This is a genomic window from Curtobacterium sp. C1 (assembly GCF_021049325.1).
Classification (GTDB): domain Bacteria; phylum Actinomycetota; class Actinomycetes; order Actinomycetales; family Microbacteriaceae; genus Curtobacterium; species Curtobacterium citreum.
In genome coordinates, this window is record NZ_CP088076.1 from 2,599,764 (window position 1) to 2,622,997 (window position 23,234).

The 23,234-nt window shown below is 72.0% G+C and carries 21 protein-coding genes; 12 read left to right on the forward strand and 9 right to left on the reverse strand.

Annotated features, from left to right (window positions below; translation table 11 throughout):
- Positions 1-245: 245 nt before the first annotated feature.
- Positions 246-1,748: an arabinosylfuranosidase ArfA gene (gene arfA, locus LQK89_RS12465; RefSeq protein ID WP_231049267.1), complete on the reverse strand. Its 1,503-nt coding sequence runs from the start codon at positions 1,746-1,748 to the stop codon at positions 246-248.
- Positions 1,749-2,010: 262 nt separating this feature from the next.
- Between arfA and LQK89_RS12470 the strand changes: the two genes are divergently transcribed.
- The 3 genes from LQK89_RS12470 (at position 2,011) to LQK89_RS12480 (ending at position 5,314) form a co-directional block, all read left to right on the forward strand.
- Positions 2,011-3,378: an extracellular solute-binding protein gene (locus LQK89_RS12470; RefSeq protein ID WP_231049268.1), complete on the forward strand. Its 1,368-nt coding sequence runs from the start codon at positions 2,011-2,013 to the stop codon at positions 3,376-3,378.
- A gap of 132 nt (positions 3,379-3,510) precedes the next feature.
- Positions 3,511-4,398 carry a carbohydrate ABC transporter permease gene (locus LQK89_RS12475; protein WP_167510197.1) on the forward strand — a complete coding sequence of 296 codons (888 nt, stop codon included), beginning with the start codon at positions 3,511-3,513 and terminating at the stop codon, positions 4,396-4,398.
- Between the two features lies 1 nt (position 4,399).
- Positions 4,400-5,314 carry a carbohydrate ABC transporter permease gene (locus tag LQK89_RS12480; protein WP_114849850.1) on the forward strand — a complete coding sequence of 305 codons (915 nt, stop codon included), beginning with the start codon at positions 4,400-4,402 and terminating at the stop codon, positions 5,312-5,314.
- A 254-nt stretch (positions 5,315-5,568) separates the two neighbouring features.
- On the opposite strand, the gene LQK89_RS12485 is transcribed toward LQK89_RS12480, so the two are convergent.
- Together LQK89_RS12485 and LQK89_RS12490 are read right to left on the reverse strand one after the other, a co-directional pair.
- Positions 5,569-5,946, reverse strand: coding sequence for a VOC family protein (locus LQK89_RS12485; protein ID WP_058740502.1), 378 nt, complete (start codon positions 5,944-5,946; stop codon positions 5,569-5,571).
- 42 nt (positions 5,947-5,988) lie between these two features.
- On the reverse strand, positions 5,989-6,828 hold the full coding sequence (locus LQK89_RS12490; RefSeq protein WP_231049269.1) for a siderophore-interacting protein: 840 nt from the start codon (positions 6,826-6,828) through the stop codon (positions 5,989-5,991).
- Positions 6,829-6,856: 28 nt separating this feature from the next.
- Here LQK89_RS12490 and LQK89_RS12495 point away from each other — a divergent pair, with 28 nt between their 5' ends.
- The 4 genes from LQK89_RS12495 (at position 6,857) to LQK89_RS12510 (ending at position 11,097) form a co-directional block, all read left to right on the forward strand.
- Complete coding sequence (locus LQK89_RS12495; RefSeq protein WP_231049270.1) at positions 6,857-7,927, forward strand: FecCD family ABC transporter permease; 1,071 nt, start codon at positions 6,857-6,859, stop codon at positions 7,925-7,927.
- Positions 7,924-9,045, forward strand: a complete 1,122-nt coding sequence (locus LQK89_RS12500; protein WP_231049271.1) for a FecCD family ABC transporter permease — start codon at positions 7,924-7,926, stop codon at positions 9,043-9,045. The genes LQK89_RS12495 and LQK89_RS12500 overlap by 4 nt, the downstream gene beginning before the upstream one ends.
- Positions 9,042-9,968 (forward strand): ABC transporter ATP-binding protein, encoded by a 927-nt coding sequence (locus LQK89_RS12505; protein ID WP_231049272.1) that lies wholly within the window; start codon positions 9,042-9,044, stop codon positions 9,966-9,968. Before LQK89_RS12500 ends, LQK89_RS12505 begins: the two co-directional genes overlap by 4 nt.
- Positions 9,969-10,059: 91 nt before the next feature.
- Positions 10,060-11,097, forward strand: coding sequence for an ABC transporter substrate-binding protein (locus LQK89_RS12510; RefSeq protein WP_231049273.1), 1,038 nt, complete (start codon positions 10,060-10,062; stop codon positions 11,095-11,097).
- Between the two features lie 111 nt (positions 11,098-11,208).
- Here LQK89_RS12510 and LQK89_RS12515 read toward each other — a convergent pair whose 3' ends face one another.
- The 4 genes from LQK89_RS12515 to LQK89_RS12530 all read right to left on the reverse strand — a co-directional run bounded on the left by LQK89_RS12515 (position 11,209) and on the right by LQK89_RS12530 (position 15,680).
- Positions 11,209-13,266 carry a transglycosylase domain-containing protein gene (locus LQK89_RS12515; RefSeq protein ID WP_231049274.1) on the reverse strand — a complete coding sequence of 686 codons (2,058 nt, stop codon included), beginning with the start codon at positions 13,264-13,266 and terminating at the stop codon, positions 11,209-11,211.
- A gap of 171 nt (positions 13,267-13,437) precedes the next feature.
- Positions 13,438-14,460: a class A beta-lactamase gene (bla, locus tag LQK89_RS12520; protein WP_231049275.1), complete on the reverse strand. Its 1,023-nt coding sequence runs from the start codon at positions 14,458-14,460 to the stop codon at positions 13,438-13,440.
- Positions 14,461-14,516: 56 nt separating this feature from the next.
- A complete protein-coding gene (locus LQK89_RS12525; RefSeq protein ID WP_231049276.1) occupies positions 14,517-14,894 on the reverse strand; it encodes a VOC family protein in 378 nt (125 codons plus the stop codon).
- A 90-nt stretch (positions 14,895-14,984) separates the two neighbouring features.
- Positions 14,985-15,680 (reverse strand): helix-turn-helix transcriptional regulator, encoded by a 696-nt coding sequence (locus LQK89_RS12530; RefSeq protein WP_058740548.1) that lies wholly within the window; start codon positions 15,678-15,680, stop codon positions 14,985-14,987.
- Positions 15,681-15,874: 194 nt separating this feature from the next.
- On the opposite strand from LQK89_RS12530, the gene LQK89_RS12535 reads away from it, so the two are divergent.
- The 5 genes from LQK89_RS12535 (at position 15,875) to LQK89_RS12555 (ending at position 21,266) form a co-directional block, all read left to right on the forward strand.
- Positions 15,875-16,513 carry a TetR/AcrR family transcriptional regulator gene (locus LQK89_RS12535; protein WP_231049277.1) on the forward strand — a complete coding sequence of 213 codons (639 nt, stop codon included), beginning with the start codon at positions 15,875-15,877 and terminating at the stop codon, positions 16,511-16,513.
- 75 nt (positions 16,514-16,588) lie between these two features.
- A complete protein-coding gene (locus LQK89_RS12540) occupies positions 16,589-19,231 on the forward strand; it encodes an MMPL family transporter (RefSeq protein WP_231049278.1) in 2,643 nt (880 codons plus the stop codon).
- 178 nt (positions 19,232-19,409) lie between these two features.
- Complete coding sequence (locus LQK89_RS12545) at positions 19,410-19,856, forward strand: MarR family winged helix-turn-helix transcriptional regulator (protein WP_231049279.1); 447 nt, start codon at positions 19,410-19,412, stop codon at positions 19,854-19,856.
- A 49-nt stretch (positions 19,857-19,905) separates the two neighbouring features.
- Positions 19,906-20,118 carry a hypothetical protein gene (locus tag LQK89_RS12550; protein WP_114850449.1) on the forward strand — a complete coding sequence of 71 codons (213 nt, stop codon included), beginning with the start codon at positions 19,906-19,908 and terminating at the stop codon, positions 20,116-20,118.
- A gap of 53 nt (positions 20,119-20,171) precedes the next feature.
- The gene (locus LQK89_RS12555) at positions 20,172-21,266 is read left to right on the forward strand and encodes an alkene reductase (protein ID WP_174777795.1); all 1,095 of its coding nucleotides are present in this window, start codon (positions 20,172-20,174) and stop codon (positions 21,264-21,266) included.
- Between the two features lie 191 nt (positions 21,267-21,457).
- Here the strand turns inward: LQK89_RS12555 and LQK89_RS12560 are convergent, their stop codons facing one another.
- Both LQK89_RS12560 and pucL read right to left on the reverse strand, forming a co-directional pair.
- The gene (locus LQK89_RS12560; protein ID WP_231049280.1) at positions 21,458-22,078 is read right to left on the reverse strand and encodes a nucleotidyltransferase family protein; all 621 of its coding nucleotides are present in this window, start codon (positions 22,076-22,078) and stop codon (positions 21,458-21,460) included.
- Positions 22,075-23,016 carry a factor-independent urate hydroxylase gene (pucL, locus tag LQK89_RS12565; protein ID WP_231049281.1) on the reverse strand — a complete coding sequence of 314 codons (942 nt, stop codon included), beginning with the start codon at positions 23,014-23,016 and terminating at the stop codon, positions 22,075-22,077. Before pucL ends, LQK89_RS12560 begins: the two co-directional genes overlap by 4 nt.
- Positions 23,017-23,234: the final 218 nt, after the last annotated feature.

Here is a 23,234-nt window from a genome sequence, read left to right on the forward strand (position 1 = left end):
AGCCCGCGGGCGGGTCGTCGCGTCCAGCGGACCACCGGCGGTCGTTCCGGTGCCCACCGCCGGACGGGAGGATCGTGGCGGGCCCGCCACGATCCTCCCGTCCGATCCGCGCCGCGTCGCGAGCCGACCGGCGGACAGCGGGAGGGCGCCGACCCGCTCACGCGGACCGACGCCCTCCCGTGCTCACTCGACGCTCACCGTGGCGCTCGCCGAGGCGCTCGACCGCCGGCCGCAGCCGGCGGAGCTCAGCCGATCGAGACCGCGGTCCAGGAGACCGGCGGCAGCTCGATGCTGATCGTGTCGCCGTCGCGGCGGACCGTGTCGTTCGTCCGCAGCCCGACGCGCTCGCGGTTTCCGAGGTCGTTGACGGCGTGCACGTCGTCGTCCCAGACGCCCTCGGCACGGACGTCATCGTCGACCTGCAGGCCGGCCAGGTCGATCGTGACCGTGGTGGTCTCGGTCTGGTGGCGGTTCACGAGGAACACCGCCGCCTTGCCGTCCTCGACCGTGGCGGCCGAGTCGACGACCGGGACCTCGCCGTACTTGCCGCCGTCGACGGTGTCACCGGAGGCCTTGACCTGCAGCGACGTGCCGTTCGCCAGGCGCGACGTGAGCGAGAACGGGAAGAACGTGGTCTGGCGCCAGGCCGGCCCGCCGGGCTCGGTCATGATCGGGCCGATCACGTTGACGAGCTGCGCGAGGCTCGCCGACGCGACGCGGTCGGCGTGGCGGAGCAGCGTGATGAGGAGGCCACCGACGACGACCGCGTCCGCGACGGTGTAGACGTCCTCGAGGAGGCGCGGCGCGACCGGCCAGTCCTGCAGCTCGAACGTCTTCTGCTGCTCGTTCCACTTGCTGAGCGACCAGACGTTCCACTCGTCGAACGAGATGTCGATCCGCTTGTCGGACTTCTTGTGCGCCTTGACGTGGTCGGCCGCGGTCGTCACGGTGTCGATGAAGTGGTCCATGTTCACGCCGGAGGCCAGGAACGAGGACAGGTCGCCCTCTTCCTCGTAGTACGCGTGGGCGGAGATGTAGTCGACGTCGTCGTAGGCGTGTTCGAGGACCGTGCGCTCCCACTCGCCGAAGGTGGGCATCGACGCACCGGACGATCCGCAGGCCACGAGCTCGAGGTCGGGCTGGATCTGGCGCATCGCCTTGGCGGTCATCGCGGCGAGCTTGCCGTAGTCCTCGGCGTTCTTGTGGCCGAGCTGCCACGGTCCGTCCATCTCGTTGCCGAGGCACCACATCTTGATGGCGAAGGGCTCCTGGCGGCCGTTCGAGCGGCGGTACTCGCTGAGGGCGGTGCCGGCGTCGATGTTCGCGTACTCGAGGAGCTCGATGGCCTCCTGCGTGCCGCGGGTGCCGAGGTTCACGGCGAGCATGAGCTCGGAGCCGACGGCGTCGAGCCAGTGCTGGAACTCGTGCAGGCCGACCTCGTTCGTCTCGGTCGAGTGCCACGCCAGGTCGAGGCGGCGGGGGCGCTGCTCGACCGGGCCGACACCGTCCTCCCACTTGTAGCCCGAGACGAAGTTGCCGCCCGGGTAGCGGATGGCGGAGACACCGAGCTCCTTGACGAGCTCGACGACGTCCTTCCGGAAGCCGTGCTCGTCGGCGGTCTCGTGCGCGGGCTCGTGGATGCCGTCGTAGACGTGGCGTCCGAGGTGCTCGACGAACCCGCCGAACAGGCGACGGCGCACCGGCCCCACGGTGAACGCGCTGTCGAGGACGAGGTGTGTGCGGGGCATGGATCTCCTTCGATCTGCTGGCGGCGGCGGTGCCGTGTGCGGTTCGTGCGTGGTGCTGCGGGTGGACGTGCGCGGCCCGACACGAAAGTGAGCGCTCACGTCTCCATGAACGCTAGCGGGTTCCGGCCCCGTGCGGAAGCGGGGACGCGCCCTCGTCGTGACGTTCACGGAAGGGGTGGCGAGGTGACTCGCTCAGCACTAGTGTGAGCGCTCACGGAGCACCGACCCTGCTCCGCTCGGCCCGTCCCGATGGAGTGATGCCATGCCGATCCGATCCGTAGTCCCCAACCCGCCCCCGCGCGGCGGCGCCTTCACCCGGCGGAGCCTGCTCGCCGGTGCAGCCGCCGGAGCCGCGGTCCTGCCCCTCGCGGCGTGTTCCAGCCCGCTCGCCGCCGGTGTCGCCGGCGCTCCCCTCAACCCTGAGACGCTCGTCTTCTGGAACCTGTTCGGGGGCGGCGACGGCCTCCGCATGCAGGCGATGGAGGCGGGCTACGCCAAGCAGCACGGCGGCTCGTCGTCCCTGCAGGCGACCACGTTCGCGTGGGGCAACCCGTACTACTCGAAGCTCACACTGGCGACCGTCGGGAACAAGCCGCCGGACGTCGCGATCGCGCACCTGACCCGGGCGAAGCCGCTCTGGGACGGCGACCTGCTCGACCCGATCTCCGCGGACGACCTGGCCAGCGTCGGCCTGAGCGCGAGCGACTTCAACCAGAAGGCGTGGACGGCGCAGAAGACCGACGGCAAGAACATCTGCATCCCGCTCGACACGCACCCCTTCGTGCTCTTCTACAACGTTGACGTGTGCCAGAAGGCGGGTCTGATCGACTCGGACGGCAAGCTCAAGGACCTGAACGGGCTCGAGAACTTCGAGGCCGCGCTCGCCGCGGTCGCGAAGGTCACCGGCGGCACCGCGCTGAACGTCGCGAACGTCAGCGAGGTCGCGACCCCGTGGCGCTTCTTCTGGACGATGTACAACCAGATCAACGGGGCGACGCCGTTCATCAGCGACGGCGGCGCCAAGCTCACCGTCAACGAGGACGCCTACACGAAGGTCACCGACATGACCCAGAAGTGGGTGAAGAACGGCTGGCTGAACAAGGGCCTCGACTACGCCACCGCCCAGACACTGATGTTCACGGGCAAGGCGGGCTTCTTCATGCAGGGCGAGTGGGAGATCAGCACCGCCCAGTCGATCAAGGGCCTGAAGTTCGGCATGGTGCCCGTGCCGCAGCTGTACGACAAGCCGGCCACCCAGGCGGACTCGCACACGTTCGTCCTGCCGCGCAAGGCCCGGACGCCCGAGCAGCGCAAGGCCCACATGCTGTTCATCAAGCAGATGCTCGAGCAGAGCCTGACGTGGGCGCAGGGCGGGCACGTGCCGGCCTACATGCCGACGTTCGACAGCACGGCGTTCAAGGAGCTCACGCCGCAGTCGAACTACGCGTCGGCCGCCGAGACCGCCGTGTTCGACGACCCGGCCTGGTACGGCGGCTCCGGGTCCACCTTCGAGAACACCGTCGGGGCACAGCTCGCCCTGGTGCAGCAGGGCAGCAGTTCACCGGCCCAGGCGCTCTCGGCGATCAAGGACCAGCTCGCCACGTACCTCAACACCCCGAGCCCGCTGTGATCCGGCGCGCGACCCCTTCGATCCACGTGGACCCCGCACGAGAGGCACGATGACGTGACCGCTGCACCAGTTCTCACCCGACCCACGGACGCCAGGGCCGTCACCGGCCGCTCGCGTCCCCGCGTGAACGCCATGAGCCGGGGCCAGGGACGCTCCGGCTGGCTCTTCCTCGCCCCCTTCGGCCTGTTCTACCTGGCCTTCCTGCTCGGCCCGACGGTGTGGATGCTCGTCACGAGCTTCTTCAACACCTCGACCGTCCGCACCGGACTCGGCAGCTTCGCCGGGTTCGCGAACTACGCCGAGATGCTCGGACGCGCCGACTTCTGGTCGTCGCTCTGGCACACGCTGCAGTTCACCCTCTACACGACCCCACCGCTCGTGATCCTGGCGTTCGTGTTCGCCGTGCTGACCAACCGGATGAACCGCGGGCAGTGGTTCTTCCGCCTGGCGTTCTTCCTGCCGTTCATCCTGCCGTCGGCGACGATCTCGCTGATCTGGGTGTTCATCTTCACCCCGGCCACCGGTCTGTTCGCCTCGGTCCAGCAGGCGATCGGGCTGACCCCGGGCGCGGGCGTCCTGGCGAGCCCGAACACCGCCATGATCGGCGTCGCGATCGCCACGGTCTGGTGGACGCTCGGCTTCAACTTCGTGCTGTACCTGGCCGGCCTGCAGGAGATCCCCCGCGAGCTGTACGAGGCCGCGGCCGTCGACGGGGCGTCGAGCTGGCAGCAGATCAAGTCGATCACGCTGCCGCTGCTCGCCCGCACCACGACGCTCGTCATCCTGCTGCAGATCATCGCGAGCCTGAAGATCTTCGACCAGGTGTACCTGATGACGAACGGCGGCCCGGGCATCTCGACCCAGGTCTCGCTGCAGCTCATCACCGGCGTCGGCTTCACGGACAACCGCCTCGGTGCGGCGTCCGCGGCCTCGGTGCTCCTGTTCATCGTGATCGTCGCGATCGCGGTCATCCGGCAGCTCGTCGAGCGCGCTGCCGCCAAGCGAGAGATCGGTGCCTGACATGACCGCCACCGAGAGCATCACCACCGGCCGTCGGCGCGTCCGCACGGGCGTCTCGGCCGCCGCTCCCGCCAACGCCGCGAAGATCGGCGTCTCCGGCAAGGGCTTCAACATCACGGCCGCGATCATCCTGACCGTGTTCGCGATCATCTGGCTCATCCCGAGCCTGTTCGCCCTGAAGACGTCGCTGTCCGACAACGGCGTCGCCGCGCTCGGCGCGAACGCGATCCTGTCGAACTGGAACCCGACGCTGCACTCCTACGCGTCGCTGTTCCAGGCCGGCGACATCTGGAACTGGTACCTGGCGAGCGGCATCACGAGCCTGCTCACCACGGCCCTCACGGTGCTGTTCGCCTCGATGGCGGCGTTCGCACTGTCCCGGCTGGCCTTCCGCGGGCGGAACGTTGCATTCCTGCTCATCATCCTGGGCATCATGATCCCGACGCAGGTCCTGATCATCCCGATCTTCCAGGAGCTCAACGCCGTCAACCTGCTGAACACCTACTGGTCGGTGATCTTCCCGCAGGTGCCCGCCGTGATCGCGGTGTTCATCTTCAAGCAGTTCTTCGACGGCATCCCGAAGGAGCTCGAGGAGGCCGCGCGCATCGACGGAGCCGGCATGTGGAAGATCTACTGGTCGGTCATCCTGCCCCTGTCGCGTCCGGTCATCGCCGCGGTGGCGATCCTGACGTTCGTCGGGGTGTGGAACAACCTGCTGCTGCCCCTGTTCGTGCTGTCGAACCCGGACCTCATGACGATCCCGGTCGGGCTCGCCACGGTCCAGGGCAGCTTCGGCCAGCGGTACGCCGACATCCAGGCCGGGGCGATCCTGGCGGCCCTGCCGCTGATCATCCTTTACCTGGTCTTCCAGCGGCAGATCGTCGAGGGCGTGACCGGGTCCGGTCTCAAGGGCTGACGCCACCCCACGACGGACGGGAGGCGCGGTGCCGGCTGGCACCGCGCCTCCCGTTCGTACGGCGCGGCGCGGCGCCCACGCTCGCCGGTCGCCGGTTGCCGATCCGCGCGTCGGAGGCCGATCCGCGCGTCGGAGTCCGATCCGCGCGTCGGAGGCCGAATCGCGCATTGGAGGCCCGGTGGAACGACGTCCCATGCGCGGAACGTCTTCCGATTGCACGCGCGATGGGAAGGAACGTCCGCGTCGGGAGCGGCTCAGAGCGGGTCGAGGCGGGTCCGGAGGAGACAGAACTCGTTGCCCTCGGGGTCCTGGAGCACGTGCCACGACTCCTCCCCGGTCTGCCCGACGTCGGCCGGGCGCGCCCCGAGGGCCAGCAGTCGCTCGAGTTCGGCGTCCTGGTCCTGGTCGACCGGTGAGACGTCGAGGTGCAGGCGGAGCGGCTGGTGCTTCGGCTGCGGGTTCCTCGACAGGATGATCGTGGGGGTCGCCCCGCCGAAGCCGGACGCCGGGCCGATCTCGATGCCGTCCTCGTCCTTGCCGAGTTCGACGTAGTCCAGGACGGCGCACCAGAAGCGCGACAGCACCTCGGGGTCGTCGCAGTTCAGCACGAGTTCGCTCAGTCGGACGCTCATGCCCGCACGCTACCCGGGCGGGTCAGGCGGGGACGGCCCGGCTCACGCGGGGACGGCCTGCCGGGCGTCGTGCTTCCAGAACCCGGAGAAGGTGATCCGGGACTTCGGGACCCCCGCGCGGTGCAGGTGTCGGCGCCCCTCGGTGGCGAGCCGGGACTCCCCCACGACGAAGGCGTACACCCGGTCGTCGCACGGCACGTGCCGCTGGAGCTCGGCGAGCGCGGCACGACCGGGGACCTCGTGCGGGTCGACGTGCTCGCGGACGATCCAGGTGACCTCGACGCCGGCCGGGGCGTCGAGCACGCGGACGTCGGCGGCCGTCGGGACCTCCTGCACGATGCGGCCGACGGTGTCCCGCGGCAGGGACGCGGCGATGCCGACGACCGCGGGCAGCCCGGTCTCCTCGGCGGCGACCAGGACCTGGCTGACGTCGTCCGGGCAGTCGAAGATGCGCCCCTGGTCGAGCATCGCGAGTTCGTCACCGGGTCGGGCCGCGCACGCCCAGATCGCGGCACGCCCCTCGAGCGCGCCGTCGGCGTCGGCGTGCACGACGAAGTCGACGTCGAGCTCGGCGGTGCCGTCCGGCAGTCGTCGGAAGCCCGCGACGGTGTAGTTCGCCAGGTGCGGTCGGGTCTCCTGCGGGATGGCGAGGTACTGCGGGTACCAGCGGTTGCCGTCGATCTCGGGCAGCGTCAGGTGCTGCTGGTGCGGGAGCGGCAGGAACAGCCGGAACCAGTGGTCGTACCCGGCGAAGGGGAACTCGTGCAGGTCGTCCCCGGTGACCGTCACCCGGTGCATCGACGGCGTGACCCGGGCGGAGCGGAGCACGCGGGCACGGAAGAGCCGGGGGCTCTCGGGCATGAGCCGCGGGATCTTCGCCATGAGGCAAGGCTAACCTAAGATGGTCCGCGTGCCATCCCCCGATCTCGTCGTGACCCCCGCGCGACCGCCCGCTCCGCCGAGCGCCACGGGCGTCCACCGCACCGCGGTCCGCCGTCGGACGACCGTCGTCCTCGGCCTGGTCGTGGTCCTCGCACTCGCCGCCGTCGCCAGCATGCTGTTCGGCAGCAACCGCCTGGGCGTCGACCAGGTGCTCGCGGGCCTGACGCGCTCGGGGTCCGGGACGACCGAGGCCGTGGTGTGGGGCTCGCGCATCCCCCGGACGTTCATCGGCGCCGCGGTCGGCGCGGCCCTCGGCATCGCGGGCCTGCTCATGCAGGGGCACACGCGGAACCCCCTCGCCGACCCGGGCCTGTTCGGCGTCTCGTCGGGCGCCGGGCTCGCGGTCGTCCTCGGCGTCTACGTCTTCGGCGTCACGAGCACCGGCGCGACGGTCTGGTTCGCCCTGGCCGGCGCGGTGGTCGCGAGCGTCGTGGTGTTCTCGGTGACGATCGCCGGCAGCGGGACGGCCAGCCCGGTGCCCCTCGCCCTGGCCGGCGCCGCGGTCTCGGCGTTGCTCGGCGCGGTCACGTCCTTCATCGTCCTGACCGACCAGCAGTCGCTCGACGCGTACCGGCTCTGGGTGGTCGGTTCCCTGGCGGCACGGCAGCTCGACGTGCTGACGGCCGCGGCGCCGTTCCTGCTCGTCGGACTCGCGCTCGCGATCTGGAACGTCCGGCCGCTCGACGCGCTCGGCCTCGGCGCGGAGCTCGCGCGCGGCCTGGGCGAGAACGTCCTCGTCGCCCGGCTCGTGGGCCTCGGCGGCATCACCCTGCTCGCCGCCGGCGCGACCGCGGCCGCCGGTCCGATCGGGTTCGTCGGACTCACGGTGCCGCACGTCGCCCGCGCCCTCGTCGGGACCGCGCACCGGTGGACCCTGCCCGTCTCGGCGCTCGTCGGGGCGTCGCTCGTGCTCGTCGCGGACGTCGTCGGGCGACTCGTCGGCGGGTTCTCCGAGGTCGAGGTCGGCATCGTCCTCGCCGTCATCGGCGGCCCGGTGTTCGTCGCCGTCGCCCGCCGTCGATCGCTGGTGTCCCTGTGAGCGCCGCCGCACCGCGCAACGCCGCAGCACCGCGCAGCGCCGCAGCACCGCGCAGCGCCGCCGCCCCGGTCCGCCGCGGCGTCCGTGTCGGCCCCGTCGGCCTGGCCTGGCGCCCGCGGGTGCTCGGGTACACGGTCGCCGCGCTCGCCCTCGCCGTCGTGCTCGTCGTCCTCGGCGTCGCGGTCGGCAGCACCTGGATCGCTCCGGGCACCGTCGTCCGCGCCCTGGTCGGCGCCGAGGACGGCCCGGAGGGCTTCATCGTCACGACGCTCCGACTGCCCCGGGTGTTGACGGGCGCGCTCGTCGGGCTCGTCCTCGGCGTCGCGGGCGCCTTGACCCAGACCGTCACGCGCAACCCGCTCGGCACTCCGGACATCATCGGCGTCACCTCCGGCGCGAGCGTCGGTGCGGTGGCGGCCATCGTCCTCGGCGGCGGCTCGTACTCGGTGTCGAGCGTCGTCACCAGCGGTGGCATCCCGGTCGCCGCGACGATCGGCGCCCTCGTCGCGGCCGCCGCCGTGTACGGCTTCGGGTGGCGCGGCGGTGTGCAGAGCTACCGGCTCGTGCTCGTCGGCATCGGCGTCAGCGCGACCCTCGACGCGATGACGAGCTACCTGCTCGTCCGCGCGAAGATCACCGTGGCGACCGCCGCCTCGCAGTGGCTCGTGGGCAGCCTGTCGAGCACGTCCTGGTCGTCCGTGTGGCCCCTGCTCGTGGTGGCCGCCGTCGCCGTCCCGCTGGCCCTCGCGACGAGTGCGGCGCTCGGCATCGGGCAGCTCGGTGACGAGGTCGCGACGGGCGTCGGACTCGGGGTCCAGCGGCACCGGCTGCTCGTCGTCGCGCTGGCCGTGGTCCTGACCGCCGCCGCCGTCGCCGCCGCGGGACCCGTCGGGTTCGTCGCGTTCGTCGTGCCGCAGGTCGCGCTGCGGCTCGCCGGGACGAACCGGCCGCCGCTGCTGCTCGCCGGCGCCCTCGGGGCCGTGCTCGTGCTCGGCGCAGACCTGCTCGCCCGGTCCGCCTTCCCCTGGCAGGTCCCCGTCGGCATCGTCACGACCGTCGTCGGCGCCCCCTACCTGATCTGGCTCCTCGTCCGGCACCGCAAGGAGATGTCCCGATGACCGCACGCACCGCACCCGCGACCACCGCAGACACCACGGCAGCGACGGCCGCCACGTCCGCCACCACGGACGCAGCCGCGACCACCCCGACGACGCCGGCCGATGGACCGACCCGCACCGCGCCTCCAGTCGGAGTGCCCGTGCTGCAGGCCCGCGGCCTGTCCGTCGGCTACGACCGCGAACCGGTGCTCCGCGACCTGGACCTGCGCATCGAACGCGGCACCGTGACGACCTTCCTCGGAGCGAACGGCTGCGGGAAGTCGACCCTGCTGAAGGCCTTCGGCCGGGTGCTGCGGCCGCAGGCCGGCGAGATCCTGCTCGACGGCACCCCGATCCGGCGCGAGCCGAACCGTGCGGTCGCGCGGAAGCTCGCGATCCTGCCCCAGACCCCCGTGGCCCCGGCCGGCACGAGCGTGCTCGACCTCGTGATGCGGGGCCGGAACCCGCACCAGTCCTGGGCCCGCCCCTGGACCGCCGAGGACGCCGACGTCGCCGAGCAGGCCATCGCCGCGACCGGGCTGACCGAGGTGGCGCACCGCGACGTGGCGAGCCTGTCCGGCGGGCAGCGCCAGCGGGCGTGGATCGCGCTCGTGGTCGCGCAGCAGGCCGAGACGCTCCTGCTCGACGAACCGACGACGTACCTCGACCTCGCGCACCAGCTCGACGTCCTGCGGCTCGTGCGACGGCTCAACCGGGAGCAGGGCTCCACCGTCGTGATGGTCCTGCACGACCTGTCGCTCGCCGCGCGGTACTCCGACCGGCTCGTGGTGCTGCACGACGGCGGGGTCGTCGCGGACGGCACCCCGCACGAGGTCCTGACGCCCGAGGTGCTCGAGCGGGCCTTCGGCCTGCACGCCCGTGTCGTCCCCGACCCGGTGACCGGCGCCCCGATGATCGTTCCCGAGGCGGACGAGCAGGACTGAACCGGGCGAGCGGGACCGGCATGGCGGAGCAGGACCAGCCGGAGGAGCAGGGGCTGGCAGGCCATACAGACTTAGGTTAGGCTCTCCTAACGTGAAGATCCCCCGCCGCGGCTCCCTGCGCGCCGCCCTCGTGACCTCCGTGGCCCTCTCGGCCCTCCTGCTCGCCGGCTGCACCGGCGCGAACGGCTCCGGCCGCTCCGGCGACGGCAGCGCCGCCGGCTCCGGCTCGAGCGCCGCCGCGAAGGGACCCTGGTCGTACGAGGACGCCACCGGGAAGACCGTCAAGCTCGACAGCGCCCCGAAGCGCGTCGTGGTCCTCAACGACATCGCCATCTCGTTCATCGAGTACGGCCTCCGCCCGGTCGGCACCTTCGGGCAGCTCACCATGGCGAAGGACCAGCGCTTCGAGGGCCTGGACACCAAGGGCATCGCGCAGCTCGGCACCGGCTACGGCGACATCGACCTCGAGCAGCTCGCGGCACTCAAGCCGGACCTCGTCGTCACCTCGGTCTACCCCACCGACGACAAGGGCACGCTCGACACCACGCAGCCGGGCTACGGCTTCAAGGACAAGGAACAGCAGCAGCAGGTCGAGGCCATCGCGCCCGTCGTCCAGGTCGAGTGGGGCGGCAAGGGCGAGGACGTCATCGAGAAGATCGCCGACCTCGCCGAGTCGCTCGGCGCCCCGGAGTCGACGGTCGAGGCCGCCGAGGACCGCTTCGACAAGGCCGAGGACGAGCTCGAGAAGGCCGCGAAGGCGAGCGACGTCTCGGTCGTCTCGATGTACGCGGACGGCGACGGCGCGTACGTCACGCGTCCCTCCGACGAGCCCACGCTGCAGATGTACTCGTCGTTCGGCGTCGACTTCGTGACCCCGAAGCCGAAGGGCTTCTACTGGGGCATCTACTCGTGGGAGAACGCCGGCCAGATCTCCGGTGACGTGCTCCTGCTGTCGCAGCAGGGCTACCAGGTGTCCGACCTCGAGAAGCAGCCGACGTTCGCCGACAACGCCGCCCTGCGGGCCGGCCAGGTGCACAGCTGGACCTTCCCGGCGCTCGACTACGCGTCGCAGGCCGACTACATGACGAAGCTCGCGGGCTGGCTGGGCGAGAGCAAGAAGGTCTCGTAGACCCCACCACCCCACGGACGGGAGGCGCGGTGCCGGCTGGCACCGCGCCTCCCGTCCGTTCCCGGGTCGCGTCCGGACGCGACACGTCCCGATGTCGGACGGCGGGGGGGGTCAGCCGACGGGCAGGGCGGCGTTGACGGCCGTCTGCGCCTGCCGCCACACGGCTGCGCGGGACCCGGCGTACGTGCCGCCCTGCCCGTTCGCGTAGTGCCGCAGGTTCGCCTGGCCACCGTCGGTGTTGCCCTGCCAGTACGCCGTGACCGCCCGTTCGCTGCCCCCGACGAGCCAGATCTGGTCCGCCGAGTCGGTCGTGCCCGTCTTGCCGAACAGGGTCGTGCCGTCCGGCGTCTGCCCGCCGCTCGCGGTGCCGCCGCGGAAGGCGCCCTGCATCACCTGGAAAGCCGTCCGGGCGACCGAGGCGGAGACCGCCCGGGAGCACGCGGCGGGCTGTCCACCGATCTGCGTGCCGTCGCGACCGGTCACCTGGTCGATGACGACCGGCGCGCAGTACACGCCGCCGTTCGCGATCCCGGCGTACGCGGCCGCCATCGTCAGCGGCGCGATGCTCGTCGTCCCGAGCACCGAGGCCGGGTTCGCGGGGAGCTCGCCGCCCGTCGCGGGGTGCACGCCGAGGCGGGCGGCGGTGTCGCGGATGTCGCACAGGTCGAGCTTCGACGCCATGTCCGCGTAGGCGGCGTTCACCGACTGCGCCGTCGCCGCCCGCACCGAGTACGGCCCGGTCTGGCCCGCCGAGTCGTTCTTCGGGTTCCACGCCTTCGTCGTGACGCGTTGCCCGCACTGCGTCCAGACGCTGCGGGCCTTGCGGGTGCCGTCGACCACGGCGTCGGGGCTGCGGCCGGACTCGAGCCACTGCAGGAGCGTGAACATCTTGTACGTCGACCCGACCTGGAACCCCTTCGAGCCGCCGTTCGACTCGTCGGTCGCGTAGTTCAGCGAGGTCGCGGTCGGCGGTGCCGCGGACGACCGGTCGTAGTCGGTGTTCTGCGCCATGGTGAGCACGCGCCCGGTGCCGGCCTCGACGGTGTCGAGCGTCGCGCCGAGGGCGAACCGGGTCTCCCCCGCGCGGTCGTACCGGTCGAGCAGGTCCTTCTGCTGCGTGTTCAGGTCGAGGTCGAGCGTCGTCTGGACCCGGTAGCCGCCGGTGCGCCAGGCCTGCTCCCGCGCGGCGGTGTCGGCGCCGAGCTGCGGGAGGGACTGCGCCACCTGCACGGCGTACGCGCAGAAGAACTCCGCGCCGCGGACGGCCGACTCGCACCCCTGCCTCGGTGCCGTCAGGCGGACGTAGTCAGCGGGGGTGGATGCCAACGCGGCCTGCAGGTCGGCGTCGCTGAGGTGCCCCTGCTGGTGCATCGAGCGGAGGATGACGTCTCGGCGCGCCTGGTTGTCGGCGTAGTGCTCCGGCGAGGAGAGGTCGCGTGCGTCCGGCCACTGCACGATCGCGATGAGCGACGCCGCCTCGGCCGGGGACAGGTCGCCGGCGTCCTTGCCGTAGTACCGCTGCGAGGCCGCCTGCACGCCGTAGGTCTGGTCGCCGAAGTACGCGATGTTCAGGTAGGCGGCGAGGATCTCGTCCTTCGAGTACTCCTTCGCGAGCCCGATCGCGAGCTTCACCTCGGCGAGCTTCCGGTCGAGCGAGCGCTTCGTCGCCTCGGCGGTCGCGGCCTCGCGCTCCTGCTCGGTCGGCAGCTCGCTCGCCCGCTGGATCTTGATGTTCCGGACGAGCTGCATCGTCAGGGTCGACCCGCCCGTCCCGCCGTCCCCGCCCGACGCGACGACGCTGACGAGCGAGCGCACGAGACTCGTCGGGTCGACGCCGCCGGTCTCCCGGAAGCGCTTGTCCTCGCCGTCGATCGCGGCGTGCTCGAGCGTGTCGCTGATCTGGTCCAGCGCGAGCTCCTGGCGGTTCTGGTCCCACACGTCCGCGAGGTGCACCGGCTGCCCGCCCTGGTACGCCCAGACCTCGTTCCGGGTCGGCAGGTCACCGATCTCGATGTACTCCGGCATCGAGTCGAACAGGTCGATCGCCGAGGTCGTCCCCACACCCGCGACCGCCAGCACGGGCGTCACCCCGATCCCCACCAGCAGCCCGGCGAGCACGCTGCCGCCCACGAAGCCGGCAGCGGCCCCCGTCACCCGTCGTCCGGTCATGATTCCCCCTCGTCGATCGATGGCGTCCGGGGGCGACCCTCCCAGCGCTGTTCGGACGTCCGCCCGGGTTTCCCGGGGTGACACCGGCACGCGCGCTGGGAAAGGACCGAGTCGGTACGGATCGTTACCCCGCGGGGCCCGTCGTGACCCCGTCGTGACCGACGGCGGGAGTCAGCCGAGGTGCGCGATCGCGATCCGGGTGGCCTCGGCGACGAGCGCGTCCGAGGGCTCGGCGTCCGCCGTGCCGTGCGCCGTCATCACGACGAGCACGATCGGGTCCCGTCCCGGCGGGGTCACGACCGCGACGTCGTTCCGCACGCCGTAGGACGCGGTCCCGGTCTTGTCCGCCACGGTCCACGACGGGTCGACGCCGGCGCGGATCGTCGTCGCCCCGGTCGTCGTGCCGAGCATCGCGTCGCGGAGCAGCGATCGGTCGTCGGCGCCGAGCGCGTCCCCGAGCAGCACGGCGCGGAGGTCCGCGGCGGACTGCGCCGGGGTCGTGGTGTCACGACGGTCCCCCGGGAGGGCGGTGTTGAGGTCCGGTTCGGTGCGCGAGACGTCCGTCGTCGTGTCACCGAGGCCGCGCAGCCACCGCGTCACCCCGGCGACGCCGCCGACCCGCTCGACGAGCAGGTTCGCCGCGGTGTTGTCGCTCTGCCGGACGGCCGCGTCGACGAGCTGCCGCACGGTCAGGCCGGTGTCGACGGCCGGGGTCGTCACCGGAGCGTAGGACAGCAGGTCGCCGCGGTCGTAGTGCACGACCTCGTCGAGGTCCGCCGGGGACGAGGCGGCGAGCGCCGCGGCGGCGATCTGCACCTTGTTCGTCGAGGCGAAGGCGAACCGCTCGTCCGCGCGGTACCCGAGCGACCGGCCGGTGCCGGTGTCCACGGCGACGACCCCGACCCGGGCACCGTCCCGACGCTCGAGGTCCGCGAACGCCTGCCGGGTCGTGCCATCGATGATCGGCACAGTCGCGGTCGGCACGGCGGCGGTCGGCGTCGCGGTGGGTGCATCAGCGGACGTGGCGGATCCTGCCGACGCCGGCCCGCCCGGGCCGTCCCCCGCGGTGCACCCCGTCAGCAGCACCGCCGTCAGCGCCACCATCCCCACCGCCACCGTCCCGACCGCCACCGTCCGCACGCCGGCCTTCCGCACGCCCGTCGTCCGCGCGCCCGTCGTCCTCGTCGCTCCCACGCGTCGGAGCCTGCCGCACCCGACCGACGCAGTGCTGGGAACGGCGGGGCTGCGGCTCAGGCCGGCCGGCTGAACAGGTTGACGAGGTTCCCCTCCGGGTCCCGGAACAGGGTCGAGCGGTTGCCCCACGGCATCGTCGTCGGCGGCAGCACGACCTCGCCGAGCACGCCAGACCCCTGCAGCCGGTCGAAGGCCGCGTCGACGCCCGGGACCGAGAACTCCACGACGAGCCCCGGGTTCGGCCCGGGCACCGGCGCGCCCGCACCGAGCCCCGCGACGGTCTCCGGCGCCGCGAGCGCGAGCACGAGCCCGCCGGCACGGACCTCGGCGAAGACCGGCGCCGGTCGGTGTGCGGTGGTGCCGGTGACCGCCTCGTAGAAGGCGGTCGTGCCCGCCAGGTCGGCGGCGATGATCCTGATCGACGTGAACTCCACGCTGTCCTCTCCCTGCGGCCTGCGGTGGCCGCCCGGCACCAGGTTCACGCAGCCCCGCGACAGCGTCCTGTCGGTGTTCCCTGGATCCGTTCAGTCCGCGAGCACGGACCGGAGCACCCCGTGCGGGATGTCGAGCTCGTCGAACCGCACGGCCCGCCGCGGCACCCGCTCGTCCGTCGGCTCCACCCCGAGCACCCGGTCGCCGCGGAAGGCACGGACCCCGTCGCGCAGCCGACACCACGCGACGAGGTACCAGTCCTCGCCCTTGCCGACGTACCCGAGCGGCTCGACCGCCCGCTCGGTCTCGTTCCCCTGCGCGTCCCGGTACCGCAGCCGGACGACCCGGCCGCCGGCCAGAGCAGGCAGGAGCGCGGTCGGTCCCGGCACCCGGTCACCGGTCTCGAGCAGGTGCACCCGTCGGGCGAGCGAGGCGCTGCGCCGCGCGTCGTCCTCCGCCAGGACCGCCCGCACCTTCTGCGCGGCACCGCGCGCGGCGTCGCGGAACGGGCTCGTCGCGAGGGCGCCGAGTCCGACGGCGACGGCGAGCGCCTCCTCTGCGGTCAGCCCGAGCGGCGGCAGCGTCGCGCGGGGGTCGAGCGTGTAGCCGCCGGTCCGGCCGGGTTCCGCCCAGATCGGCACGCCCGCCTCCTGCAGCGAGCGCAGGTCGCGCTCGACGGTCCGGACGCTCACGCCGTACCGCGCGGCGAGCGTCCGCGCACTCCGCAGCGCGGGCGCGGCCGCGCGCAGCTCCTCGACGAGCGCGTAGAGACGATCAGTGCGGTTCACGACGCGACCACGGTACGGCCTGGAGGCGCGTGGCGGGCCCGCCCCGTGCCTCCCGTCCGACCGCCGGTCCGGCGCGCACCGCGCGCGACCCGCGCGCCGTCGTCCCGCTCGTCGTCTCAGGATCGGGGGACGAAACTGGGCAAGCCCTCGGAGTCGTTGCACCGAGTGCATCGATGCACCTAGTGTTCACAACCGTGACCATCTCGACCGACCGCCGTGCCGCCCTCAAGGCGAAGCACCGTGCGGCGATCCTGCAGGCCGCACGCGACCTGGTCGACGAGCAGGGTGGACGCGGGTTCAGCGTCGACGACCTCGCCGCCCGGGCCGACATCGCCCGGCGCACGGTGTTCAACCACTTCGCCTCCCTGGACGAGGTCCTGCTCGCGGTGTGCGAGCAGGAGCTGTCGGTGATCATCGACCGGTTCCTGGCGGACATGTCGCGCACGCCGATCGGCGACGGCAGCCGGGCCTCGATGTTCGACGAGCTCGAGTCCGCCGCGCGCGGCGCCGACCTCGCCCCCGCGATCGCCGGGATGTACAACATCCTGGGCGACCCCGGGAAAGAGGACCCGAAGGCCGCGGTGCTCACGCAGACCGCGTTCGGCCGGGTCACCGAACGCCTGCGCGACGAGGTCGCGAGGCGGCACCCCGGCGCGGACGTCCTGGACACCGCCCTGCTCGTCGACTCCCTGATGAGCGGCATCGTCGTGATCGCCGAGCACTGGCTCGACCACCACGGCCCCGAGCTCACCCCGGCGACCCTGCGCGCCTGGGACGAGCTGCTGAGCCGCCTCGTGCACAGCGTCCGCTCCGGCTACATGCCGGCGCACTGACACCTCCCTCCCCCGGGGTCCACCGGCGCACCCCGCACCGCAACAGCACCTGACACGAAAGGACGGGGCAGCCGCATGGCCGGTCTCCTCTACCGTCTCGGACGGTTCTCCGCACGACGGCACTGGCTGGTGATCATCGCCTGGATCGTCATCATGGGCATCGCCGGGCTCACCTTCAGCCTGTTCCAGGGGTCGATCTCGTCGTCGATCACGATCCCGAACACCAAGACCAGCCAGGTGCAGGACGAGCTCGCCGACAAGTTCCCGTCGGCGAACGGCGGCAACGGGACGATCGTGTTCCAGACCACCGACGGCAAGGCCTTCACGGACACCCAGAAGGCCGACGTGAAGTCGTTCCTGGACGGGTTGAAGGACCTCGACGGCGTCAAGGGCGTCCGCGACGGGTTCGCGACGCAGGACCAGCTCGACGAGCAGCGCCAGAAGATCACCGACGGCCGGAAGCAGATCGAGGACGGCCGCGCGCAGATCACGAGCGGACAGCAGCAGCTCGACCAGCAGAAGGCGCAGCTGGAGTCCGGCAAGCAGCAGATCGCGACCGCCCAGCAGGAGCTCGACGCGAAGAAGGCCCAGGCCGCCGCGGCCGGTGGTGCCGCAGCCACCGCGGCCCAGGCGCAGCTCACCCAGGCGCAGGCGCAGATCGACGCACAGCAGCAGCAGATCACCGCGGGCGAGCAGCAGATCACGCAGGCCCAGAAGCAGATCGACGAGAACACGAAGAAGCTCGACACGAGCGAGCAGGAGCTCGAGCAGGGCTCCGACCTGCTCGACCTGTCGAAGGACATCCGCTTCGTGTCGTCGAACGGTCAGGCGTCGATCGGCACCGTGCAGTTCACGAAGTCGACCTACGAGGTGCCGCAGGAGACCAAGCAGGCGATCTCGGACAAGGCCGAGTCGGCGAAGATCGACGGCGTCGCCGTGTACGTCTCGAACGACATCGCGCAGGGCGTGCCGTCCATCCTCGGCCCGGGTGAGATCGTCGGCGTCATCATCGCGGCGCTCGTGCTGTTCCTCATGCTCCGCACGATCATCGGCGCCGCGATCCCGCTGCTCTCCGCCGTGCTCGGCGTCGGCATCGCGTCGCTCGCCTCGCTGTCGTTCTCGAGCCTGGTCGAGTTCATCTCGGTCACGCCCGTGCTGGGGGTGATGCTGGGCCTGGCGGTCGGCATCGACTACTCGTTGTTCATCCTGAACCGGCACCGGACACAGCTGAAGGCCGGAATGGACGTCCACGAGTCCATCGGGCTCGCGAACGGCACCTCCGGCAACGCCGTGGTGTTCGCGGGCACGACGGTCATCGTCGCCCTGCTCGCGCTGAACATCACCGGGATCCCGTTCCTCGGCCTGATGGGCACCGTCGGCGCGGTCGCGGTCCTGTTCGCCATCCTCATCGCGACGTCGTTCACCCCGGCGCTGCTCTCGCTGCTCGGCATGCGGATCCTGCGCAAGAAGGAGCGGCAGCGGATCGGCGACACGGGCTCGATCCGGGTGCCGAACAAGCCGATGTCGACCTGGCGCGCGGTCGTCACGCTCGTCGCCGGCGTCCTCGTGCTCGGCGTGGTCGCGATCCCGGCGACGCAGATGCGCCTCGGCCTGCCCACGGGTGCGTCCGAGTCCGTCGACTCGAGCCAGTACAAGGCGTACAAGGCGCTCGACCGCGACTTCGGTGCCGGACAGAACGGCCCGCTGCTCGTCGTCGCCGACCTGCCGAAGTCCGTGTCGGAGGACGACGTCACCGCACGCGAGGTCACCATCGGCCAAGCGATGGCGAAGAACTCCGACGTGCAGGCCGTGCTGCCGATCGGCGCCTCGAAGGACCGCGACATCATCGCGTTCCAGGTGAAGCCCGCCGGCGGCCCGGACAGCATCTCGACCGAGCGGCTCGTCAACGATCTGCGCGAGCAGACGGTGTCGACCGACGACGGCAAGGTCACCCTCGGCGTCGCGGGCAACGCGAGCGCGAACATCGACGTGTCCGAGAAGCTCTCGAACGTGCTGCCGCTGTACCTGGCGGTCGTCGTCGGCCTGTCGCTGATCATCCTGATCGTGGTGTTCCGGTCGTTCCTCGTGCCGATCACCGCGACGGCCGGGTTCATCCTGTCCGTGCTCGCCTCCTTCGGTGGCCTCACCGCGATCTACCAGTTCGGCTGGCTCGGCTCCGTGTTCGGCGTGCACGACCCGGCGCCGATCCTGAGCTTCCTGCCCATCATCGAGATCGGCATCCTGTTCGGTCTGGCGATGGACTACCAGCTGTTCCTGGTGTCCGGCATGCGCGAGGCCTACGCCCACGGCGCCTCGGCGAAGGTCGCGGTCCAGCGCGGGCTGCACGCCGGCCGCGCGGTGGTCACGGCCGCGGCGATCATCATGATCTCGGTGTTCGCGGGCTTCATCTTCTCGGACTCCTCCACCATCAAGCCGATCGGCTTCGGGCTCGCGTTCGGCGTGCTGATCGACGCCTTCGTGGTCCGGATGCTCCTCATCCCGGCGGTGATGCACCTGCTCGGGAAGAGCGCCTGGTGGATCCCGAAGTGGCTCGACCGGATCCTGCCGGACGTCGACGTCGAGGGCGCGAGCCTGGAGCGCTCGCACCCCGCGGACGGCCGCGGACACGGCGACGCCGAGCACCGCGGGTCGCACGCGGCGGACGTCGCCCCGGACGCGAACCCGCACGAGGGGCACACGCCGACGCACCGCGCGTAGGGCGCCGCGATGCGCGTGGGTGACCGTTCCGCGCACGGGTAACCGATCCGCGCGTGGGTGACCGATCCGCGCGAGGGAGGCAGGGAGTTCCGGCCTCCCTCGCGCGGTTCGTCATCCCACGTCGGCTGCGATGGGCTCGAACCTCGCTGACCGTTCGCGCACGAAGTACCGTGGAGGCATGACCTCGACCGACGTCGACCCGCTCGCGCTCGACCGCCAGCTCTGCTTCGCCCTCGCGGCGACGAGCCGGAGCGTGATCGGGCTCTACCGCGACCTGCTCGACCCGATGGGCCTGACGCACCCGCAGTACCTCGTGATGCTCGCCCTGTGGGAGCACGACCCCCGCTCGGTGCGCGAGATCGCCGGGGAGCTCCGCCTCGACTCGGCCACCCTCAGCCCGTTGCTCAAGCGGCTCGAGGTCTCCGGGTACGTCCGCCGGGCCCGCAGCACCGCGGACGAACGACAGCTCGAGGTGTCGCTCACCACCGCCGGCCGTGCCCTCCGGGAGCAGGCGCGCACGGTCCCCCTCGCCGTGGCCGACCGGCTGGGCTGGCCGCTCGAACGGCTGGAACGCCTCAAGGACGACCTGACCGAGCTGCTCGGTCGGGTCGACACCCTCGACTGACGAACTCCTTCGTGCCACAATGGTTGGTGCACGAACGAAAGGACGGACCGTGGGTCGCTTCGGGAGCTGGTACGACCGCTGGAACCGCACGCTCATCGAGAAGATGGGCCCGTCGCAGATCGGCGCCGGGCACGCCGAGGGCGTCGACGACCGCTCGGTGGACCGTCCGTGCCCGATCTGCCACCAGCCGCTGTCACAGCACACGGTGATCCGCCCCGAGGGACAGGTCCGCTCGAGCACGCTCGTGTGCCCCGGTCGCTGAGCATCTGCCGTGCCCGGGGAATTGCACCCGGCAACACGTGGTTCAACGGAGCCGTGAAGCTCTTCGAACCCGCCGACCTCGGCGCACTCCACCTCCGCAACCGCATCGTCATGGCGCCCCTGACCCGGACGCGCGCCGGGGCCCATGGTGTCCCGAACGACCTGCTCGTCGAGCACTACGCCCAGCGCGCCTCGCTCGGCATGATCATCACCGAGGGCACCTGGCCCGTGCAGGAGGGCCGCTCCTACCCCGGCCAGCCCGGCATCGAGACCGACGAGCAGGTCGCCGGCTGGCGCCGCGTCGCCGACGCCGTCCACGAGCGCGGCGGCACCATCGTCATGCAGCTCATGCACGGTGGCCGTGTGTCGCACACCGACATCTCCGGCACCCCGCGCATCGTCGGCCCGTCCGCGATCGCCGCCCCGGGCCAGACGCACCTGGCCGACGGCTCGAAGGCCGACATGCCGGTCCCGCACGAGCTCACCACCGACGAGGTCCGCGAGGCCGTGCAGGGCTTCGTCCGCGCCGCCCGCAACGCGATCGCGGCGGGGCTCGACGGGGTCGAGGTGCACGGCGCGAACGGGTACCTGGTCCACGAGTTCCTCTCCCCCGTGTCGAACACCCGCACCGACGAGTATGGCGGCTCCCCGGAGAACCGCGCGCGTTTCGCCGTCGAGGTCACGGCGGCGGTCGCCGAGGCGATCGGCGCGGACCGCGTCGGCATCCGCCTGTCCCCGCAGCACAACATCCAGGGGGTGCTCGAGGAGGACGACGCCGACGCGCTGGCCACGTACACCGCGGTCGCCGAGGGCCTGGCGCCGCTCGGGCTCGCCTTCGTGGACGTCCTGAACGCGGAGCCGGGCAGCGAGCTCGTGCAGCACGTCCGCCGCACCGCGGGCGCGCCGTTCATCGCCAACTCGGGCTTCTCCTCCATGACCACCCGCGACGAGGCGATCACCCTGCTCGACGGCGGCCTCGCGGACGCCGTCGCCGTGGGCCGTGCCGCGATCGCGAACCCGGACCTCGCCGAGCGCTGGGAGCAGGACGCGGCGCTCAACGAGCCGCGCCCGGAGCTCTTCTACGGCGCGACCGCCGAGGGGTACACGGACTACCCGACGCTCGACCAGGTCCGCGAGCCCGTCGCGTAGTCGACGGGACCAGCGACGGACGGGAGGCGCGGAGCCAGCTGGCACCGCGCCTCCCGTCCGTCTCGCGGTCGCTTCCGCCGCCGGCCCTGCCGAACCGCGCGAAGGATGACGATCCGCGCATCGGGTGCCGATCCGCGCGTCGCAGGCCCGGAGGAACGACCGACCATGCGCGGTTCGGCTTCCTACGGCAGCTACGACGGGACGGAGCGCTCGGAACCATCACGATCGCGGTCCCGGTCCGTGCCGTCCCACAGGTCGGCGCAGTCGACGCCCGTCACGCCGGCCCGCTGCAGCCAGGCGCCCGCGCTCCGGTCCCCCGGGTCCGCCGTGACCGCGGCGAGCAGCGCCGCACGGTGTGCAGGACCGGCGAGCACCGGGTGACCCGGCCGCTCCCCGAACACCGCCCGCCGCAGGGCGTCGCGGTCCGACCCCGGCCCGAGCACGCGCCGGACGACCGCGGCGGGCAGCGTCGGCAGGTCGACGAGGGTGATGCAGGCCGTGTCCTCGTCGCCGAGGGCGCGCAGCCCCGCGGCGAGCGACGCCCCCGGCCCGGCTGCCCAGTCCTCGGCGACGACGACCCGCACGTCGGGAGCGGTCGGGACGTGCGGCCCTGCACGGTCGGCGGCGGCACCGAGAACCACGACCACCTCGGCGCAGCCGCCCGCGCGCAGGGTCTCCACCGCGAGCGTCGGCCAGGGCACACCGTCCGGGCGCCGCACGAGCGCCTTCGGCCTGCCCATCCGCGTGCCGGCGCCCGCGGCGAGGACGACCCCGACCACGCGGCGCCGCTCCGGCACGGGTTCGCCGGTCACACGAAGGCGGGCACCGACGCCCACGCGGCCGGGGCCTCGGCGACCCCGTCCCGCACGACCGTGCCGGAGATCAGGCCGTAGGGGCGGTCGGCGGCGAAGAACACCTCGCCCGGGTTCTCGAGGCCGAACGGCGCGAGGTCGACGAGGAAGTGGTGCTTGTTCGGCATCGAGAAGCGCACCTCGGCGATCTCGGGGAACGCCTCGATCGCGGTGCGGCCCATCGCGAACAGGGTCTGCTGGAGCGCGAGCGAGTGCAGGTCCGCGAAGGTCGCGAGCATCCGGTCGAGGACCCCGGCGTACAGGGCGTCGTAGTCGATGCCGGCGGCGACCGCCTCGGGTGTGTACCGCCAGCGGGCGGTCACCGAGGTCGCGAGGATCCGGTCGTCGGTCTCCGCCAGGGTCGTGTAGCCGTCGCGGGGGAAGCCGTGGAACTCACTGCCGGTCGACTTCAGGACGGTCAGGTCGGTGACACCGGCGAGCACGTGCACGTCGTCGCCGTCGACCTGCACCACGGCGGTGCGGGTGCCCCGACCCGAGCGGACGAAGGAGTGGTCGTGCTCACGGCCGTCGACCGCGATGCGCTCCCAGGCGTGCTGCTCGGCGGACAGCGTCGAGCCGTCGTACCAGTCGAACGCCGTGGCGAAGTGCCGACCGAGGCGGAGCAGGAAGTCCTCGGGGGCGCCGACGCCGTGCTCCTTCGCGAAGGCGTAGACGGTGTTCTTCTGCGTGTCCGTGGCGACGACCTTCGCGTTGTCGCCCTCGGTGTAGGACTCGGCGAGCGCCGCGCCCCGCAGCTGCGTCGTGACGGTGAGGTCCTCGATCTCGTGCCGGTCGGTGTCGCGGGTCACCCGGACGAGTCGGACCTCGGCCTTGCCGTACTGGTTCGCGCCGAGGCGGACGGAGGTCGTGACGGGGGCTGCGGTGGCGGTGGTGTCCATGCGGCGACGATGACACCCGGTTGTTTCGGGGGTGCGTCGATCAGGTCACGGGTTCCGGCACCGGACGTGACCCGGGCGTCGCTGGCCCGTAACGACGCTGAAACACCGGTTCCCTAGCGTTGCCGCCACGATCCGATCCGACCCGAGGAGGCCCCGTGGCGCGCACGTCCGCACCCCGAGCGGCGTCCCGGTCTGCCCGTGGGGCGTGGAACCGCGGC

What these genes read in the sequence shown, in the direction of transcription:
- arfA (WP_231049267.1), bottom strand. Translation starts at nt 1,748, where the DNA reads ATGCCCCGCACACACCTCGTCCTCGACAGCGCGTTCACCGTGGGGCCG.
- LQK89_RS12470 (WP_231049268.1), top strand. Translation starts at nt 2,011, where the DNA reads ATGCCGATCCGATCCGTAGTCCCCAACCCGCCCCCGCGCGGCGGCGCC.
- LQK89_RS12475 (WP_167510197.1), top strand. Translation starts at nt 3,511, where the DNA reads ATGAGCCGGGGCCAGGGACGCTCCGGCTGGCTCTTCCTCGCCCCCTTC.
- LQK89_RS12480 (WP_114849850.1), top strand. Translation starts at nt 4,400, where the DNA reads ATGACCGCCACCGAGAGCATCACCACCGGCCGTCGGCGCGTCCGCACG.
- LQK89_RS12485 (WP_058740502.1), bottom strand. Translation starts at nt 5,946, where the DNA reads ATGAGCGTCCGACTGAGCGAACTCGTGCTGAACTGCGACGACCCCGAG.
- LQK89_RS12490 (WP_231049269.1), bottom strand. Translation starts at nt 6,828, where the DNA reads ATGGCGAAGATCCCGCGGCTCATGCCCGAGAGCCCCCGGCTCTTCCGT.
- LQK89_RS12505 (WP_231049272.1), top strand. Translation starts at nt 9,042, where the DNA reads ATGACCGCACGCACCGCACCCGCGACCACCGCAGACACCACGGCAGCG.
- LQK89_RS12515 (WP_231049274.1), bottom strand. Translation starts at nt 13,266, where the DNA reads ATGACCGGACGACGGGTGACGGGGGCCGCTGCCGGCTTCGTGGGCGGC.
- LQK89_RS12540 (WP_231049278.1), top strand. Translation starts at nt 16,589, where the DNA reads ATGGCCGGTCTCCTCTACCGTCTCGGACGGTTCTCCGCACGACGGCAC.
- LQK89_RS12545 (WP_231049279.1), top strand. Translation starts at nt 19,410, where the DNA reads ATGACCTCGACCGACGTCGACCCGCTCGCGCTCGACCGCCAGCTCTGC.
- pucL (WP_231049281.1), bottom strand. Translation starts at nt 23,016, where the DNA reads ATGGACACCACCGCCACCGCAGCCCCCGTCACGACCTCCGTCCGCCTC.